The organism is Polynucleobacter sp. UB-Raua-W9 (assembly GCF_018687435.1).
In the GTDB taxonomy this organism is placed as follows: Bacteria; Pseudomonadota; Gammaproteobacteria; order Burkholderiales; family Burkholderiaceae; genus Polynucleobacter.
On record NZ_CP061290.1, the window covers coordinates 24,391 to 40,868 of the forward strand.

General features: G+C 46.5%; 13 protein-coding genes, 7 tRNA genes and 3 rRNA genes. 17 read left to right on the plus strand and 6 right to left on the minus strand.

The features are described from left to right. The first annotated feature begins 247 nt into the window (after window positions 1–247). Window positions 248–2,377 (plus strand): primosomal protein N', encoded by a 2,130-nt coding sequence (gene priA / locus AOC07_RS00130; RefSeq protein WP_215357669.1) that lies wholly within the window; start codon window positions 248–250, stop codon window positions 2,375–2,377. 8 nt (window positions 2,378–2,385) lie between these two features. On the opposite strand, the gene gcvH is transcribed toward priA, so the two are convergent. From gcvH to AOC07_RS00150, 4 genes are all read right to left on the minus strand, one after another. Beyond that, window positions 2,386–2,778 (minus strand): glycine cleavage system protein GcvH, encoded by a 393-nt coding sequence (gene gcvH, locus AOC07_RS00135; RefSeq protein ID WP_215357670.1) that lies wholly within the window; start codon window positions 2,776–2,778, stop codon window positions 2,386–2,388. Between the two features lie 68 nt (window positions 2,779–2,846). Further along, complete coding sequence (locus tag AOC07_RS00140; RefSeq protein WP_215293435.1) at window positions 2,847–3,032, minus strand: hypothetical protein; 186 nt, start codon at window positions 3,030–3,032, stop codon at window positions 2,847–2,849. Between the two features lie 44 nt (window positions 3,033–3,076). After that, window positions 3,077–4,219: a fatty acid desaturase gene (locus AOC07_RS00145; RefSeq protein ID WP_251371676.1), complete on the minus strand. Its 1,143-nt coding sequence runs from the start codon at window positions 4,217–4,219 to the stop codon at window positions 3,077–3,079. A gap of 82 nt (window positions 4,220–4,301) precedes the next feature. Beyond that, window positions 4,302–4,377, minus strand: a tRNA-Arg gene (locus AOC07_RS00150). Between the two features lie 104 nt (window positions 4,378–4,481). On the opposite strand from AOC07_RS00150, the gene AOC07_RS00155 reads away from it, so the two are divergent. Continuing rightward, window positions 4,482–4,712 carry a hypothetical protein gene (locus tag AOC07_RS00155; protein WP_251371677.1) on the plus strand — a complete coding sequence of 77 codons (231 nt, stop codon included), beginning with the start codon at window positions 4,482–4,484 and terminating at the stop codon, window positions 4,710–4,712. A 25-nt stretch (window positions 4,713–4,737) separates the two neighbouring features. Here AOC07_RS00155 and rsmI read toward each other — a convergent pair whose 3' ends face one another. Beyond that, window positions 4,738–5,658 carry a 16S rRNA (cytidine(1402)-2'-O)-methyltransferase gene (gene rsmI / locus AOC07_RS00160; protein WP_215357671.1) on the minus strand — a complete coding sequence of 307 codons (921 nt, stop codon included), beginning with the start codon at window positions 5,656–5,658 and terminating at the stop codon, window positions 4,738–4,740. Window positions 5,659–5,743: 85 nt separating this feature from the next. Here rsmI and AOC07_RS00165 point away from each other — a divergent pair, with 85 nt between their 5' ends. From AOC07_RS00165 to AOC07_RS00175, 3 genes are all read left to right on the plus strand, one after another. Then, window positions 5,744–6,346: a phosphoheptose isomerase gene (locus AOC07_RS00165; RefSeq protein ID WP_215293437.1), complete on the plus strand. Its 603-nt coding sequence runs from the start codon at window positions 5,744–5,746 to the stop codon at window positions 6,344–6,346. Window positions 6,347–6,382: 36 nt separating this feature from the next. Beyond that, window positions 6,383–7,033: a BON domain-containing protein gene (locus AOC07_RS00170; RefSeq protein ID WP_215357672.1), complete on the plus strand. Its 651-nt coding sequence runs from the start codon at window positions 6,383–6,385 to the stop codon at window positions 7,031–7,033. A 66-nt stretch (window positions 7,034–7,099) separates the two neighbouring features. Continuing rightward, window positions 7,100–7,414, plus strand: a complete 315-nt coding sequence (locus tag AOC07_RS00175) for a c-type cytochrome (protein ID WP_251371678.1) — start codon at window positions 7,100–7,102, stop codon at window positions 7,412–7,414. 2 nt (window positions 7,415–7,416) lie between these two features. Here the strand turns inward: AOC07_RS00175 and AOC07_RS00180 are convergent, their stop codons facing one another. Beyond that, on the minus strand, window positions 7,417–8,073 hold the full coding sequence (locus tag AOC07_RS00180; protein WP_215293439.1) for a GNAT family N-acetyltransferase: 657 nt from the start codon (window positions 8,071–8,073) through the stop codon (window positions 7,417–7,419). A 480-nt stretch (window positions 8,074–8,553) separates the two neighbouring features. Here AOC07_RS00180 and AOC07_RS00185 point away from each other — a divergent pair. The 12 genes from AOC07_RS00185 (at window position 8,554) to nusG (ending at window position 16,390) form a co-directional block, all read left to right on the plus strand. Continuing rightward, window positions 8,554–10,086: ribosomal RNA gene (locus AOC07_RS00185) — 16S ribosomal RNA — on the plus strand. A gap of 59 nt (window positions 10,087–10,145) precedes the next feature. Beyond that, a tRNA-Ile gene (locus AOC07_RS00190) sits at window positions 10,146–10,222 on the plus strand. Window positions 10,223–10,252: 30 nt separating this feature from the next. Next, window positions 10,253–10,328: transfer RNA gene (locus tag AOC07_RS00195), tRNA-Ala, on the plus strand. Between the two features lie 268 nt (window positions 10,329–10,596). Next, a 23S ribosomal RNA gene (locus AOC07_RS00200) occupies window positions 10,597–13,470 on the plus strand. Between the two features lie 105 nt (window positions 13,471–13,575). After that, window positions 13,576–13,689 (plus strand): 5S ribosomal RNA (gene rrf / locus AOC07_RS00205). The 16S, 23S and 5S rRNA genes sit together here with 5 tRNA genes alongside, the layout of an rRNA operon. 105 nt (window positions 13,690–13,794) lie before the next feature. Beyond that, window positions 13,795–13,879, plus strand: a tRNA-Tyr gene (locus AOC07_RS00210). 5 nt (window positions 13,880–13,884) lie between these two features. Beyond that, a tRNA-Gly gene (locus AOC07_RS00215) sits at window positions 13,885–13,958 on the plus strand. 20 nt (window positions 13,959–13,978) lie between these two features. Next, window positions 13,979–14,053, plus strand: a tRNA-Thr gene (locus AOC07_RS00220). A 64-nt stretch (window positions 14,054–14,117) separates the two neighbouring features. Then, window positions 14,118–15,308 (plus strand): elongation factor Tu, encoded by a 1,191-nt coding sequence (gene tuf, locus AOC07_RS00225; RefSeq protein ID WP_071464438.1) that lies wholly within the window; start codon window positions 14,118–14,120, stop codon window positions 15,306–15,308. A 28-nt stretch (window positions 15,309–15,336) separates the two neighbouring features. Beyond that, window positions 15,337–15,412: transfer RNA gene (locus AOC07_RS00230), tRNA-Trp, on the plus strand. A gap of 20 nt (window positions 15,413–15,432) precedes the next feature. Then, window positions 15,433–15,810: a preprotein translocase subunit SecE gene (gene secE / locus AOC07_RS00235; RefSeq protein WP_215293440.1), complete on the plus strand. Its 378-nt coding sequence runs from the start codon at window positions 15,433–15,435 to the stop codon at window positions 15,808–15,810. Between the two features lie 7 nt (window positions 15,811–15,817). Next, window positions 15,818–16,390 (plus strand): transcription termination/antitermination protein NusG, encoded by a 573-nt coding sequence (gene nusG, locus AOC07_RS00240; RefSeq protein ID WP_215293441.1) that lies wholly within the window; start codon window positions 15,818–15,820, stop codon window positions 16,388–16,390. Window positions 16,391–16,478 lie beyond the last annotated feature (88 nt).

The following is a 16,478-nucleotide window of genomic DNA, read 5'->3' on the forward strand; positions in this document are numbered from 1 at the left end:
CTTAGGTTTGAAATTTTGATGAAAGTTATGCACAGATAAGTGCAAAATTCAAAATTCATGAAGATTCCGAATAAAGATAAACATTAACTTGCGAAGTTCATTGTAAGTAATTGATTTATATTAATATTTATTAAAAGCGCTTAAAAACTGTGCACAAGTGGATTGCTGTTAAATTGGCTTATAAATCAAAATCATTGAATGATATCCACAGACTTATCCACAGGCAAAAGAAAGATTGAAGTAAATAATGGCCCCACCAATAGTGGTACAGGTAGTTGTTGATAAGCCTTTAGCTCAAGGCTTTGATTACTTGTGGGATGCTCAAAAGTTGGGCCGGTCACCAGAGATAGGACATATGGTGGAAGTACCGTTTGGGCGCTCAAGCCTGGTCGGTATAGTTATAAAAGTAAGCGCACACTCTGAATTTGACATTAATAAACTTAAGTCCATATCCAGACTTGCCCCCCTGCCCCCGTTGGATCGAGCGGCCCTCAGGTTAGTTAGCTTTGCAAGCCAGTACTACATTCATGCCCTTGGTGAAACCATCATCCCAACAATTCCACAAATGTGGAAAAAGCCCGAGGCTTGGGACAAGATCCTAAAAAAACTCATTGTTGCGGAAGAAAAGAGAAAGAAAAGAACTCAGGAAGAGCAAAGCGAAGGCTTTATTAGTGAGGCCTCCTTAAATGACGGACAAAAGCAGGCATTAGAAAAAATACGTACGTGCATCAAGAAAAATGAATTCAAAACTATCTTATTGCAAGGCCAAACCGGCAGCGGTAAAACAGCAGTATTTTTAAACTGGTTGACAAAGGTTTTGGAAGATGAAAGCGCACAAGTGCTGTTACTTGTTCCGGAAATTAATTTGACGCCACAACTAGAGCGGAGGGTGCGGGCATACTTTCCTGAAAAGAGAATGGCTGTGCTTCACAGTGGAGTGAGCGAAAAAGAAAGAGGCATTGCTTGGTATGAGGCAATGACCGGACGGACGCAAATCATTTTAGGAACAAGGTTGGCGGCACTAACCCCGCTTCCAAATTTGCGGGCCATTGTTGTCGATGAAGAGCATGATCCGTCCTATAAACAACAAGACGGGATAAGGTACTCGGCACGTGATCTCGCTATATGGCGGGCACATGATCTGAAGATCCCAATTGTGCTTTCATCTGCAACCCCATCATTAGAAACGTGGATAGCAGCAAAGGCTGGACGCTATGAAAATATCCGGATAGATCAGAGAGCGCACGGAGCAAAATTGCCCAACGTTCATCTGATCAATATGCGCGATCCGCAAAATCAGTATAGCCCTGGCGATATTGGCAGACCGAAGGTGAAGAGCTTAATCAGCAAAACACTTGCTAATGCAATTAGTAAAAATTTAGAAGATAAAAAACAAAGTTTGGTCTTAATTAATCGCAGAGGGTATGCTCCAGTACTAAGTTGTGGTGCTTGTGCATGGCTATCAAAATGCCAACAGTGCAGCTCCTGTATGGTGTTACATAAAGCAGGGGTGTTGACTAAAAAATCAGTATTGAGCTGTCACCATTGTGGCTTGTCAAAAACAATTCCAAGCCATTGCCCTGATTGCGGGAATGCAGATCTAAAAACCCTGGGTCAGGGTACGCAAAAGATTGAAGATTTCATTGAAGAAATGTGGTCAAAGGCCAAGGTGTTGCGGATCGATACGGACTCTAGTAGGAGCAGTAAAGGCGCAGAAGAGTTATTTCAAGAAATCCACCAGGGCAAGGTAGATATTGTTGTTGGTACGCAAATGATTGCCAAGGGACATGATTATCAGAATATTGGAATGGTGGCTGTATTGGATGCGGATGGTAGATTATTCTCGCAAGATTTTAGGGCCGCAGAAAGGCTGTTTACCCAACTTGTGCAAGTGGCTGGTCGTGCAGGACGTTCTAAGGGGGATGGCGAGGGCGGAGGGGATATTTACATCGAGACTCAATACCCCGAGTCAGCAGTATTTCAATACTTACTGCGCCATGATGTAGATGGATTTTTATCCCACACCGCCAATGAAAGGCAGGAGGCTGGATTGCCACCTTTTTCATATCAAGCCTTAGTACATGCTGAGGCAAAAAGTTTAGATAAGGCAATCCAATTTTTGGGCGCCCTAAAAGACCATCTAAGGTTACAGGGGCAAATATGTAATGGGCTGCGTGTTTATGATCCTGTGCCAAAGACGGTGATGAGAGTTGCCGGCACAGAGCGTGCCCAACTGGTCATTGAATCAGATGACCGCAAACAATTGCAGGCAGTTTTAGAGGCCGTTGATAGAGAGTTGCGTGAAAACTCTCAGGGGAGAATTAGCAAGACTTCACGTATACGTTGGTTAATTGAGCGCGACCCAATCGCACTTTAATAGATTGCTTAGGCGCCAGCAGAGGCGCTGTATTCTTCCATGCTCATCAGAAGGTCAAGCTCAGCAGCGAGACTTATCTCAGTGCTGGATTTGATTTTGAATAACCAAGTTCCATATGGCTTTTCATTTACAAGTTCGGGAGTGTCAGCCATTGCATCATTGATTGCAACAATTTCGCCACTCACTGGCGCATGAATATCGCTCGCCGCCTTTACTGATTCAATCACGGCAATTGCCTCGCCCTGCTTTACTTGCTGACCAAGTTTGGGCGCCTGAAAAAACATAACATCACCTAAAGCCTCTTGGGCATGGTTGCTAATGCCAACCCATACTAGGCCATCGCTTCCAAGGTCAGCCCACTCATGCGTTTCAGCAAACTTGAAAGTATCTTGGGTATTCATTATTAATATTTTGGAAGGGGATACAAAGCCGCCTTCAAGCGAATGACGACAGGACCTACTAATACTTGTTAAGCTTTTGCAGAGCCGGTGCGGTGTGTACGGTTGTATAGGCAGCTGGCGCAGATCCAGCGTTGCTTGCGATTACTCGTTGGAATCCAGGTTCCGCCTTCAAGTCGTTTTTCGCGACTGCAAGAAGAGCAAAACTTGAGGCTTTGAGAGGTGTCTTGGGCAGCAGCAGGAGTTGAGGTAGTCATGGGCACAATCCGGGTAAGGCAAATCTTTATACAGAGGATCTATTTTACCCGTTTTGTCCCACTGGGGCTGGGCTCAGGACAACTCGCACTGAATCCGCCGTTTTATTGCCATCAAAGTCCAGCCATGCCTTGTTCTCAAAGTCATATAGCTTGCACTTGCGTGCAGTATCGAAATACCAGCCCCAAGTGAACTTTTGCACAAAAATACGGTCTGGCAGGATAGTTTCCAAGGTAGTTTGAGCCTCTTGGAGGCGATATAGGGGTACGCTCATATCCACGTGATGGGCAGTGTGCTCCATGATGTGGTGCATTAAAGAGCCCCAAATCCAATTAAACGTGAGGTGAACCGTGGTTGAAACAAAGGGTTGGGCGCGTAACCATTCAGATTTTTTGTCGTACCAAGAAACTGATGGGTGAGTGTGGTGTACATAGACCACAAACCCAATCATGCCATTCCAGAATAAGAATGGAATTGCAAAACCGGTAGTGAGGCCAAGCCAGATAGATTGACCGGTAACGATTGCACCTGCAATTAAGCAAGTAATCCAAATAATGGCAAAACCAGTAACCAGTAAATTATCTTTTAAGAAAATTGGTCGATCGCCAGGTTTGTTTTTTGCGTTCGGAAAGTATTCGCGTCTCCACCAAATCTCGATGAGGTAGTAGAAAACTGGGCCCCAGCCACTGCGGTAGAGGCGCTCTAAGGCCTTACGCCATGGGGGTAGCGCGTCATACTCAGATTTAGATAGGGGCGCCCATACAAAGTCAAAGCCCTTAAGATTGGTTTGGCCATGGTGAACTACGTTGTGACCAACATCCCATAAGCTATAGGGTGTTAGCGAAGGCAAAAATGCAATGCGCCCTAAAATTTTATTAAGTTCGCGATTTGGCGTGAAGCTCTGATGGCAGGCATCGTGACCCAAGATAAAAATGCGGCCAGTTACAAAGCCAGCAATAAGACCAAAAATGATTTTGAATAGAACGCTTTCTACAAATACTGTTCCAGCGATACAGCCAAGCCACAGCAAGGCATCAATAAAGAGGAGCATGATGGCGCGCCCTGTTTCCCCTTGGGCCATTGGAATTAACCAGCTCCGAATAATTTTGCGGTGCGGTAATGGCGCCTCAGGAGGCAAGGGGTTTATCAGGGATGGCTCTGAAAGGGCAGAATTTAGATGTGTAGACACGATAAGAATCAATAAGTTAGACCCAAATGATAGTGGTTTTTGTTTTTCTATGCATGATGTAGGTCAAAAACCCCTCTAGTTCTGGTGCGCCCGGCAGGAATCGAACCTGCGACCCTTGGCTTCGGAGGCCAATACTCTATCCACTGAGCTACGGGCGCCAACGGAAAACTTTGGTTGCCCCTATATTGTAAGTGCCTGTAACCCCACTCTCTAGTTATAATTACCGCAAAACAACCCTAAACCCGTTAAAAAACTAATTCTTATGAGCAACGAGCACGGAAATCTAATTAAGTCCCCAAAACAACTCATCATCATGGTGTTTGCAAGCTTTTTTGTGCCCCTGATCGTTATTTTGTTATTGATGGTGTTTGTGAACAATGGCAAACGTGGCGAATCTTCGACCACTACTGAGCAATTGATTAAGCCAGTAGCCCAGTTAAATTTTCAAGATGCGAGCACAGCCGTGGCCGCTAAAGATCCGAGCGCTAAATAAAAATTTTTGGCATTTAAAAAGCTGGCTATATGCCAGCTTTTTTATTTTTCATCACCTCATCTTTTGCATCTAGAGCAATTTGATAGGCCTCTTTTTTTGTTAGGCCCAAGGCTTGTGAAAGAACTGCAGCAATTTCTTTGCTACCCAGATAAGGGTTAAGTGTATTTGCCCAAAGTAGAAGTGAGGCATGTTCAGGAGCCTCATCAGCCCTGCCTTGGCGGCCCGCTACCAAAATAATAAATTCACCCTTTAAGCTCGTCGCATTTTCTAGCCAAGAGGCGATTTCAGTCGCCTGAATTGAAACGAGCTGCTCAAACTTTTTAGTTAATTCACGACAAATCAATACTTGGCGCTCAGGCTCCAAAGCGTTTACAAGTAAAAGCAATGTTTCACGAATGCGATGTGGTGATTCAAAAAAGATGCTTGTTTTTTTACTGCTGAAAATATCTTGTAGCAGAGCGTCACGCTCTTTGGTTTTGTTCGGCCAAAAACCTAAAAACTGAAAGCGTCCTTCCGAATTGAGCATCACCGAACCTGATGCAGAGATTGCGCAAGACACAGAGCTTGCGCCAGGAATGGGGATCACTCGAAGACTAGCTTTTTGCACTTCATTTACTAATCTTGCTCCGGGGTCGGAAACTCCCGGAGTGCCTGCATCCGATATATAGGCCCAGCGCTCGCCTTTGGTGAGGCTTTGAATAACGGTTTGTGCACCCCCTAGCTCGTTGTGCTCATGAAGCGCAAGACATTTTTTGTGGATTCCAAATTGCTGCAATAGCGCTGCGCTATGTCTCGTGTCTTCGCAGGCAATACCGTCTACTGCGTTCAACACATGAAGTGCTCGCAAGGTGATATCGCCCATATTGCCAATCGGCGTAGCCACCATGTAGAGGGCTCCAGCAGGTAGATCCTGTTGTTTTAAAAAATCAAATGAGCCTATTTCCATAAGGGCAGGTTCTGCGTAAGATTAGTCATAAGTAAGAGGATACGTTGCTTTAGAAATTACCCCCAGTTTGGCGCATAATATTGGCATGGATAAAAATATTATTGAAGTTCTGCGAAAGCGTGCATCACAACATTTTTTAGACAGCATTGCTGTAAAGCAAGAGGCTGAAAAAGTACTTCCAGAAGCCGTTGCTCGTGGAGTGCTGGCAATGGTTGATTGTTTGAAATCTGGTGGCAAGGTGATGGCTTGCGGCAATGGCGGCTCTGCTGCTGATGCTCAACACTTTGCCGCAGAATTAATTGGCCGATTTGAGCGAGAGCGCGAAGAACTAGCAGCAATTGCATTGACCACGGATTCATCGATTCTGACTGCCGTTGGAAATGATTACAGCTATGACGATATCTTTAGTAAACAAGTTCGTGGACTTGGGAAAAAGGGCGACATCCTCTTGGGAATTTCAACTTCTGGTAACTCCAAGAATGTAGTGAAAGCAATCGAAGCGGCAAAGAAAATGGGTATCAAGATTATTGCTTTTACTGGCAATGGTGGTGGAAAGATTGCTACTTTGTTAGACGAAGATGACATACATCTGTGTGTACCCTCTACGCGCACTGCTCGTATTCAAGAAACCCATTTGGTTCTGTTGCACGGATTATGCGATGGTGTTGATCATGTTTTATACGACTAGACTTTTTTGACGCAATCCATTTCAGAAAATAATTAAATGCAAATTTCTTCTCTTGTTAAGCTAGTTGTCGCGGCGATGGCGGTGTCTCAACTCGCATCTTGTGCGGTTGTCGCTGTTGGCGGCGTTGCTGCAACTGCAGCTGTCATGGCTGATCGACGCAGCCCTGGCGTGCAGGCCATAGACAAAGGAATTGAGTGGGAAGCTAGTAACGCTTTAAGCAAGAGATTTGGCGACAACGCTCACATCAACATCGCTTCATTTAATCAAAAAGTATTATTGACTGGCGAAGCAAAAGACGCTGACATTAAGGGCGAAGCTGGCTCGTATGTGAAAGCAATGAAGAATGTGCGATCCGTATTTAACGAATTAGTGATCGGCCCGAATAGCAGTTACACATCTCGCGCAAACGATTCATATCTGGAATCTAAGATCAAAACACAAATGATCTTTACAGAAAAATTACCATCGAATTCGATGGTAATCGTTGCCGAAGGTAGCAGTGTTTATTTGCTTGGCATACTCACGCAAGGCGAGGCTGAATTGGCGAAGCAAATTGCCAGCAATACAAATGGCGTGAAAGATGTTTACGTTTATTTCGACATCATTTCTGAGGCTGAGAAAACCCGCCTAGAGAAGCAAGGCAAGGCAGAGCAATCACAACCAGATAGCCCGCCAAAGTATCAGTAATCTTTTGGCATAAAGCAGTGTATACACGCCTTGCATAAGTTGATAAAAATATTTTTATTGTTCTCATTGCTTGCTTTGCAGCTTCAAAATGCACAAGCGAATAGTGAAGATGAAAAAGCGTTTGCCATTGCAAAACAAAATGCATGTTTAGGTTGTCATGCGATTAATAAAAAAATTGTTGGCCCGAGTTTTGAATCAGTCGCTCAAAAATATAAGGCCGATTCAAACGCGCAAGCATTCTTGAAAAATAAAATTGCTAAAGGCGGAGCCGGTTCATGGGGCGTGGTGCCTATGCCGGCCAACCCTAAATTAAGTGATGCAGATTTATCACGCTTATCGAGTTGGGTATTGCGCGGCGCACCAAATAAAAATTCAAACTGAAATTAGGGTGCGAGCCCAGGCCTTCCAAGAAACCACCACCATGCTTGATTAGATCGCTTGAGGTTTTCTTTTAAGGCGTAATCCATATCAGCCCACTGCTCATTAGCAGCTTCTTCAACAATGGTGGCAGGACTTGCTGGCGGCAATTTAAGGTAAGCATCGGCATCGCCGTAAGCGAATTCAACACTCATGCCAGCCTTCTGCGCCAAATGCATCATTGCTTTGTTGTTTGATAGGCAATGAACATAGAGAGTTTCTATGCGGGTATTGCGGGAATGCACAGCTGAACGTTGCAATAAAGCAGTTCCAAGACCTTGTGAGCGCCCTTCTTGTAGGACTGAGACCCCAAATTCAGCTGCGCGAGCTTGATCCTTGACTTCAGGTAAATAGGCCAAATGAGCCATGCCAATAAGCCGTAAATTCAAGTCAAAGATCCCAAAGATAGTGTCTTTATTGAAATTTAGGTGTGCAACGTAGCGCTCAATGACCTCATTGGGTGTTTGGGTGCCAAAGCGTAAACGACGATCTTCATCGTTTAGCTGCAACAAGTGCTGAAGAATTTCTTCCCTGTGCCCAGCATGGAGCTCCCGGACAGGAACTGCTAGTCCTGTTGCATAGGGCCTGCTGGGTAAGTGTTTGCTCGCTAATTTATTGTGCATAGCAATATTTTAACAGGGTTACCAGAAAATTTCAGGGTTTTCCCTAGGGTGTGGTTGCCACGCAAATAAGGCGTCAAAAACGCGATTTTCCTCCAGCAGAAGCCGGAAAATTCCGCTAAAAATGGAATTTTTCAAAAAAGACTGAAATTTATTTAAAAATCTATCCAACTGATTTTATTGAGTTTATTTTGAAAATAGGAAAAATCTTCGCGTTTTTTAGGAGAAATAGTACGAAAGGTGTTGACGACCCTAAATAAGTGCGCTATAGTCTCACCTCTCTGCTGAATGTTTTTTGAAATACAAAACAAGTCAGCCCTCTTTAAAAATTAGTCAACCGATAATTGTGGGTACTAGGCGAAAGCATCCAGTCCTTCGGGACAGATGTAAACAAATAGTACTCATAGACAGTAAAAAGATTTGGTTTTATTACCAAGTCAATTTCTTGAATGAGTGCGACGATCCGCAAGGATCACAGGAATTAAACTGAAGAGTTTGATCCTGGCTCAGATTGAACGCTGGCGGCATGCCTTACACATGCAAGTCGAACGGCAGCACGGGTGCTTGCACCTGGTGGCGAGTGGCGAACGGGTGAGTAATACATCGGAACGTACCTTATCGTGGGGGATAACGCAGCGAAAGCTGTGCTAATACCGCATACGCCCTGAGGGGGAAAGCGGGGGATCGAAAGACCTCGCGCGATTAGAGCGGCCGATGCCTGATTAGCTTGTTGGTGGGGTAAAAGCCCACCAAGGCGACGATCAGTAGCTGGTCTGAGAGGACGATCAGCCACACTGGGACTGAGACACGGCCCAGACTCCTACGGGAGGCAGCAGTGGGGAATTTTGGACAATGGGGGCAACCCTGATCCAGCAATGCCGCGTGAGTGAAGAAGGCCTTCGGGTTGTAAAGCTCTTTTGTCAGGGAAGAAACACCGGCTCTAACACAGTCCGGGAATGACGGTACCTGAAGAATAAGCACCGGCTAACTACGTGCCAGCAGCCGCGGTAATACGTAGGGTGCGAGCGTTAATCGGAATTACTGGGCGTAAAGCGTGCGCAGGCGGTTATACAAGACAGGCGTGAAATCCCCGGGCTTAACCTGGGAATGGCGCCTGTGACTGTATAGCTAGAGTGTGTCAGAGGGGGGTAGAATTCCACGTGTAGCAGTGAAATGCGTAGATATGTGGAGGAATACCAATGGCGAAGGCAGCCCCCTGGGATAACACTGACGCTCATGCACGAAAGCGTGGGGAGCAAACAGGATTAGATACCCTGGTAGTCCACGCCCTAAACGATGCTGACTAGTTGTTCGGGATTTACATCCTGAGTAACGTAGCTAACGCGTGAAGTCAGCCGCCTGGGGAGTACGGTCGCAAGATTAAAACTCAAAGGAATTGACGGGGACCCGCACAAGCGGTGGATGATGTGGATTAATTCGATGCAACGCGAAAAACCTTACCTACCCTTGACATGTCACTAACGAAGTAGAGATACATTAGGTGCTCGTAAGAGAAAGTGAACACAGGTGCTGCATGGCTGTCGTCAGCTCGTGTCGTGAGATGTTGGGTTAAGTCCCGCAACGAGCGCAACCCTTGTCTTTAGTTGCTACGCAAGAGCACTCTAAAGAGACTGCCGGTGACAAACCGGAGGAAGGTGGGGATGACGTCAAGTCCTCATGGCCCTTATGGGTAGGGCTTCACACGTCATACAATGGTGCATACAGAGGGTTGCCAACCCGCGAGGGGGAGCTAATCTCAGAAAATGCATCGTAGTCCGGATCGTAGTCTGCAACTCGACTACGTGAAGCTGGAATCGCTAGTAATCGCGGATCAGAATGTCGCGGTGAATACGTTCCCGGGTCTTGTACACACCGCCCGTCATACCATGGGAGTGGGTTTTGCCAGAAGCCGTTAGCCTAACCGCAAGGAGGGCGACTGCCACGGCAGGGTTCATGACTGGGGTAAAGTCGTAACAAGGTAGCCGTATCGGAAGGTGCGGCTGGATCACCTCCTTTCTAGAGAAAAGATGCTGGAGCTATAGTGCCCACACTTATCGGTTGACAATAAAAGCCACGGGTCTGTAGCTCAGCTGGTTAGAGCACTGTGTTGATAACGCAGGGGTCGTAGGTTCAAGTCCTACCAGACCCACCAATCAGCGTTGATATGGACTTAGTGGACGTTGGGGGATTAGCTCAGCTGGGAGAGCACCTGCTTTGCAAGCAGGGGGTCGTCGGTTCGATCCCGTCATCCTCCACCAACATCTAAATGTCAAAACTAAGCGATTCATTAATTGTTTAGTTTTGCCATTTATGGCTGTTCTTTAAAAATTTGAGTAAGCAAAGTGTCAAATGTTTCTTTGAGAGGACATTTGACGATGTAATAAGGGTAAAGATTGAATCATCAATCAGTAATACAAACGAGTTTTACCAAGTTCTTTAACAAGTACTTACAGTTTGGATTACGGCAAACATGTCAGAAGTAGAAGTAAAACCTGTAACAGGTACTAGCAATGGTGCTCGTTATAGGATCAAGTGAATAAGTGCACATGATGGATGCCTTGGCGATTACAGGCGACGAAAGACGTTATAACCTGCGATAAGCCCCGGGGAGCTGGTAAATAAGCTTTGATCCGGGGATTTCTGAATGGGGAAACCCACCACTTTTGTGGTATCCATACCTGAATACATAGGGTATGAGAAGCGAACCTTGTGAACTGAAACATCTAAGTAGCAAGAGGAAAAGACATCAACCGAGATTCCCAAAGTAGTGGCGAGCGAAATGGGAAGAGCCTTCTAGTGATATCTCAGTAATTAACAGAATGGAATGGAAAGTCCAACAATAAAGGGTGATAGTCCCGTATGTGAAAATTATTGAGTGGTACTAGGCTAGAGACAAGTAGGGCGGGACACGAGAAATCCTGTCTGAATATGGGGGGACCATCCTCCAAGGCTAAATACTCGTAATCGACCGATAGTGAACAAGTACCGTGAGGGAAAGGCGAAAAGAACCCCGGGAGGGGAGTGAAATAGATCCTGAAATTGTGTGCATACAAACAGTAGGAGCCTCGTAAGGGGTGACTGCGTACCTTTTGTATAATGGGTCAGCGACTTACATTCAGTAGCAAGCTTAACCGAATAGGGAAGGCGTAGCGAAAGCGAGTCCGAATAGGGCGCTAGTTGCTGGGTGTAGACCCGAAACCAGTTGATCTATCCATGGCCAGGTTGAAGGTGCGGTAACACGTACTGGAGGACCGAACCCACTAACGTTGAAAAGTTAGGGGATGAGCTGTGGATAGGGGTGAAAGGCTAAACAAAACTGGAAATAGCTGGTTCTCTCCGAAAACTATTTAGGTAGTGCCTCGTGTATCACTGTAGGGGGTAGAGCACTGTCATGGTAGTGGGGTCCATTGCGGATTACTGCGCCATAGCAAACTCCGAATACCTACAAGTGCAATCACGGGAGACAGACATCGGGTGCTAACGTCCGGTGTCAAGAGGGAAACAACCCAGACCGCCAGCTAAGGTCCCTAATATATGCTAAGTGGGAAACGAAGTGGGAAGGCTAAAACAGTCAGGAGGTTGGCTTAGAAGCAGCCATCCTTTAAAGAAAGCGTAATAGCTCACTGATCGAGTCGTCCTGCGCGGAAGATGTAACGGGGCTAAGCATATAACCGAAGCTGCGGATCACAGCAATGTGATGGTAGGAGAGCGTTCTGTAAGCCTGTGAAGGTGTCTTGTAAAGGATGCTGGAGGTATCAGAAGTGCGAATGCTGACATGAGTAGCGATAAAGGGGGTGAAAAGCCCCCTCGCCGTAAGCCCAAGGTTTCCTGTTCAACGTTCATCGGAACAGGGTGAGTCGGCCCCTAAGGCGAGGCAGAGATGCGTAGCTGATGGGAACAAGGTTAATATTCCTTGACCATTGTTAGATGCGATGGGGGGACGGATCGCGGAAAGTTGTCCGGGTGTTGGAAGTCCCGGTTCTTGCGTTGGAGATGGCTATTAGGTAAATCCGGTAGCGTAATTCAAGGGCGTGAGACGAGCGAATTTATTCGCGAAGCAATTGGAAGTGGTTCCAAGAAAAGCCTCTAAGCTTCAGTCTAACAAGACCGTACCGCAAACCGACACAGGTGGGCGAGATGAGTATTCTAAGGCGCTTGAGAGAACTCAGGAGAAGGAACTCGGCAAATTTGTACCGTAACTTCGGGATAAGGTACGCCCTGGTAGTTTGACCCTGTACAAGGGGAGGACGAAAGGGTTGCAATAAAAAGGTGGCTGCGACTGTTTAATAAAAACACAGCACTCTGCAAACACGAAAGTGGACGTATAGGGTGTGACGCCTGCCCGGTGCTGGAAGATTAAATGATGGGGTGCAAGCTCTTGATTGAAGTCCCAGTAAACGGCGGCCGTAACTATAACGGTCCTAAGGTAGCGAAATTCCTTGTCGGGTAAGTTCCGACCTGCACGAATGGCGTAACGATGGCCACACTGTCTCCTCCTGAGACTCAGCGAAGTTGAAATGTTTGTGATGATGCAATCTACCCGTGGCTAGACGGAAAGACCCCATGAACCTTTACTGTAGCTTTGCATTGGACTTTGAATCGGTCTGTGTAGGATAGGTGGGAGGCGTTGATAACAGGATGCTAGTTCTGTTGGAGCCAACCTTGAAATACCACCCTGATTTATTTGAGGTTCTAACCTTGGCCCGTTATCCGGGTCGGGAACAGTGCATGGTAGGCAGTTTGACTGGGGCGGTCTCCTCCCAAAGTGTAACGGAGGAGTACGAAGGTACGCTTGGTACGGTCGGACATCGTACCTAAAGTGCAATGGCAAAAGCGTGCTTAACTGCGAGACCGACAAGTCGAGCAGGTGCGAAAGCAGGTCATAGTGATCCGGTGGTTCTGTATGGAAGGGCCATCGCTCAACGGATAAAAGGTACTCTGGGGATAACAGGCTGATACCGCCCAAGAGTTCATATCGACGGCGGTGTTTGGCACCTCGATGTCGGCTCATCTCATCCTGGGGCTGTAGCCGGTCCCAAGGGTATGGCTGTTCGCCATTTAAAGAGGTACGTGAGCTGGGTTTAAAACGTCGTGAGACAGTTTGGTCCCTATCTGCCATGGGCGTTGGAGATTTGACGGGGGCTGCTCCTAGTACGAGAGGACCGGAGTGGACATTCCGCTGGTGTACCTGTTGTTTCGCCAGAAGCATCGCAGGGTAGCTATGAATGGAAGAGATAACCGCTGAAAGCATCTAAGCGGGAAACTTGCCTGAAGATGAGATCTCCCGTAGGTTTAACCTACATAAAGGGTCGTTGAAGACCACAACGTTGATAGGTCGGGTGTGGAAGTGCAGTAATGCATTAAGCTAACCGATACTAATTGCCCGTTAGGCTTGATCCTATAACCAGCACTATTGTGTTGGATGTTTGCCAGATTTAATCTGCATCCTTATTACATGCTTACTCAAATCGAGTTGTTGATTTATCAGCAACTCAACCCTCTACGCCCGGTGACCATAGCGAATTGGAACCACTCCTTCCCATCCCGAACAGGACAGTGAAACGATTCTACGCCGATGATAGTGCGGATTACCCGTGTGAAAGTAGGTAACTGCCGGGCACCAATGCGACGCCCAGACCCTCTTAGGTCTGGGCGTTTTTACTTGTGCAAAGCGTTTAGAGAGATTGACAGATACTCCGTTTGGAGTCAGAATATTGGGTTCGCGGAGGGGTGTCCGAGCGGCTAAAGGAGGCAGACTGTAAATCTGTTGGCTATGCCTACGTAGGTTCGAATCCTACCCCCTCCACCAGATGTGCGGGATTAGTTTAATGGTAAAACAGCAGATTTCCAATCTTCGGTCAAGAGTTCGATTCTCTTATCCCGCTCCAGATTTGTTGCATTAGATTTCGCCCATGTGGCTCAGTGGTAGAGCACTCCCTTGGTAAGGGAGAGGTCGGCAGTTCGATCCTGCCCATGGGCACCATGTTTGATTTTATTAATTGTGTATTTCGTGTTTGGTTTAAGAATTAACTAAAGGCAGATTAAAAATGGCAAAAGAAAAGTTCGAGCGGACAAAACCGCACGTAAACGTAGGCACCATCGGTCACGTTGACCATGGTAAAACTACATTGACAGCAGCAATTGCAACCGTGCTCTCAAAAGCATTTGGTGGCGAAGCGAAAGCATACGATCAGATCGATGCTGCTCCTGAAGAAAAAGCCCGTGGTATTACGATTAATACTGCGCACGTTGAGTATGAGACTGCAAACCGTCACTACGCTCACGTGGATTGCCCAGGACATGCTGACTACGTTAAGAACATGATTACTGGCGCTGCTCAGATGGACGGCGCTATTTTGGTTTGCTCTGCAGCCGATGGCCCAATGCCACAAACGCGTGAGCACATCCTCTTGGCACGCCAAGTTGGTGTTCCTTACATCGTGGTGTTTCTGAACAAGTGCGACATGGTTGATGATGCTGAATTGTTAGAACTCGTTGAAATGGAAGTTCGTGAACTTCTCTCTAAATATGACTTCCCAGGCGATGACACACCAATCGTGCAAGGTTCTGCTAAGTTGGCTTTAGAAGGCGACGAAGGCCCATTGGGTAAAGAAGCCATTATGAAATTGGCTGAAGCTTTAGATACCTACATCCCAACTCCAGAGCGTGCTATTGACGGTGCGTTCTTGATGCCAGTAGAAGATGTGTTCTCGATCTCTGGTCGCGGTACTGTTGTAACAGGCCGTATTGAGCGCGGTATCGTTAAGGTTGGTGAAGAGATCGAAATTATCGGTATCAAGCCAACACTCAAAACCACTTGTACTGGTGTTGAAATGTTCCGCAAATTGCTCGACCAAGGTCAAGCAGGCGACAACGTTGGTATTTTGTTGCGCGGTACAAAACGTGAAGAAGTTGAGCGCGGCCAAGTATTGGCCAAGCCTGGTTCAATCACCCCACATACTCACTTTACTGCCGAGGTTTACATCTTGGGTAAAGATGAAGGTGGTCGTCATACACCATTCTTTAACAACTATCGTCCCCAGTTCTACTTCCGCACAACGGACGTAACAGGTTCAATCGAGTTGCCAAAAGACAAAGAAATGGTCATGCCTGGTGATAACGTAACCATTACCGTAAAACTCATCGCCCCTATCGCGATGGAAGAAGGTTTACGTTTTGCGATCCGTGAAGGTGGCCGTACAGTTGGCGCCGGTGTGGTTGCAAAGATTTTGGCTTAAGTGGTAAAGCTGTAATGAGTTTTTATAAAGGGGTGTAGCTCAATTGGCAGAGCGTTGGTCTCCAAAACCAAAGGTTGGGGGTTCGATGCCCTCCGCCCCTGCCACGATTTGAACTGAAAGCAATATGTCTCAACAAACTGTAAGTCACTCTGAAGAAAAGAGCAGCTGGGTCTCCGTACTCGCTGCTTTAATCGTCGTTGCTGCGCTAGTGCTTTATTACACGCTCATCGACCAATCTTTATGGATGCGCTTGGGTGTTCTGTTTGGTGGCATCGCTGCTGCGGTTTTGATTGTGGCGATTTCACCGGATGGGCGTCGTTTTATTGCCTATGCAAAAGATTCTTGGTATGAAGTAAAAAAGGTTGTTTGGCCAACTCGTAAAGAGACTACCCAAATGACTCTAGTCGTATTTGGCTTTGTTCTGATCATGTCCCTGTTTTTATGGGTAGCAGACAAATTGATTGAATGGCTAGTTTTTTCAGCTTTTTTAGGCTGGAAGTGAGCAAAAAATGATTGATTCTGAAGTAGCCGTAAATCCACAAGCTACTGGCAATATGCGCTGGTACGTTATTCATGCCTATTCCGGGATGGAAAAGAGCGTCAAAAAAGGCCTTGAAGAGCGTATTGCACGTTCTGGTATGCCTGAGAAATTTGGCCGCATTTTGGTTCCCTCCGAAGAGGTTGTAGAGATCAAATCTGGCACAAAATCAGTAACAGAGCGTCGTTTCTTCCCAGGATATGTCCTGATTGAGATGGAAATGACAGATGAAAGCTGGCATTTGGTGAAAAATACGCCAAAAGTGACCGGTTTCGTAGGTGGTGTTCGTAACCGCCCAAGCCCGATTTCTACTGCGGAAGTAGCAAAAATCATGGATCAAATGCAAGCTGGGGTGGATAAACCGAAGCCTAAGACCCTATTTGAGGTGGGTGAGATTGTGCGCGTTAAAGAAGGCCCATTTGTTGATTTCAACGGAAACATCGAAGAAGTTAACTATGAGAAGTCAAGATTGCGTGTTTCTGTTACAATATTTGGCCGCGGTACCCCAGTTGAGCTGGAGTTCGGTCAGGTAGAAAAGATGTAAAAATTAGGACTTAGTCCTGGTTTGTAGTGCAGTAGTTTTAGGTGGTTAGTAATTAACCGAGGAGCGGAGCTAGAAAGCCAAAAACTAG

Excerpts from the sequence above, each read along its gene's own strand:
- secE (WP_215293440.1), top strand. The coding sequence starts at position 15,433 with ATGTCTCAACAAACTGTAAGTCACTCTGAAGAAAAGAGCAGCTGGGTC.
- AOC07_RS00170 (WP_215357672.1), top strand. The coding sequence starts at position 6,383 with ATGCAAATTTCTTCTCTTGTTAAGCTAGTTGTCGCGGCGATGGCGGTG.
- gcvH (WP_215357670.1), bottom strand. The coding sequence starts at position 2,778 with ATGAATACCCAAGATACTTTCAAGTTTGCTGAAACGCATGAGTGGGCT.
- AOC07_RS00155 (WP_251371677.1), top strand. The coding sequence starts at position 4,482 with ATGAGCAACGAGCACGGAAATCTAATTAAGTCCCCAAAACAACTCATC.
- nusG (WP_215293441.1), top strand. The coding sequence starts at position 15,818 with ATGATTGATTCTGAAGTAGCCGTAAATCCACAAGCTACTGGCAATATG.
- AOC07_RS00180 (WP_215293439.1), bottom strand. The coding sequence starts at position 8,073 with ATGCACAATAAATTAGCGAGCAAACACTTACCCAGCAGGCCCTATGCA.
- priA (WP_215357669.1), top strand. The coding sequence starts at position 248 with ATGGCCCCACCAATAGTGGTACAGGTAGTTGTTGATAAGCCTTTAGCT.
- tuf (WP_071464438.1), top strand. The coding sequence starts at position 14,118 with ATGGCAAAAGAAAAGTTCGAGCGGACAAAACCGCACGTAAACGTAGGC.
- AOC07_RS00165 (WP_215293437.1), top strand. The coding sequence starts at position 5,744 with ATGGATAAAAATATTATTGAAGTTCTGCGAAAGCGTGCATCACAACAT.
- AOC07_RS00140 (WP_215293435.1), bottom strand. The coding sequence starts at position 3,032 with ATGACTACCTCAACTCCTGCTGCTGCCCAAGACACCTCTCAAAGCCTC.
- rsmI (WP_215357671.1), bottom strand. The coding sequence starts at position 5,658 with ATGGAAATAGGCTCATTTGATTTTTTAAAACAACAGGATCTACCTGCT.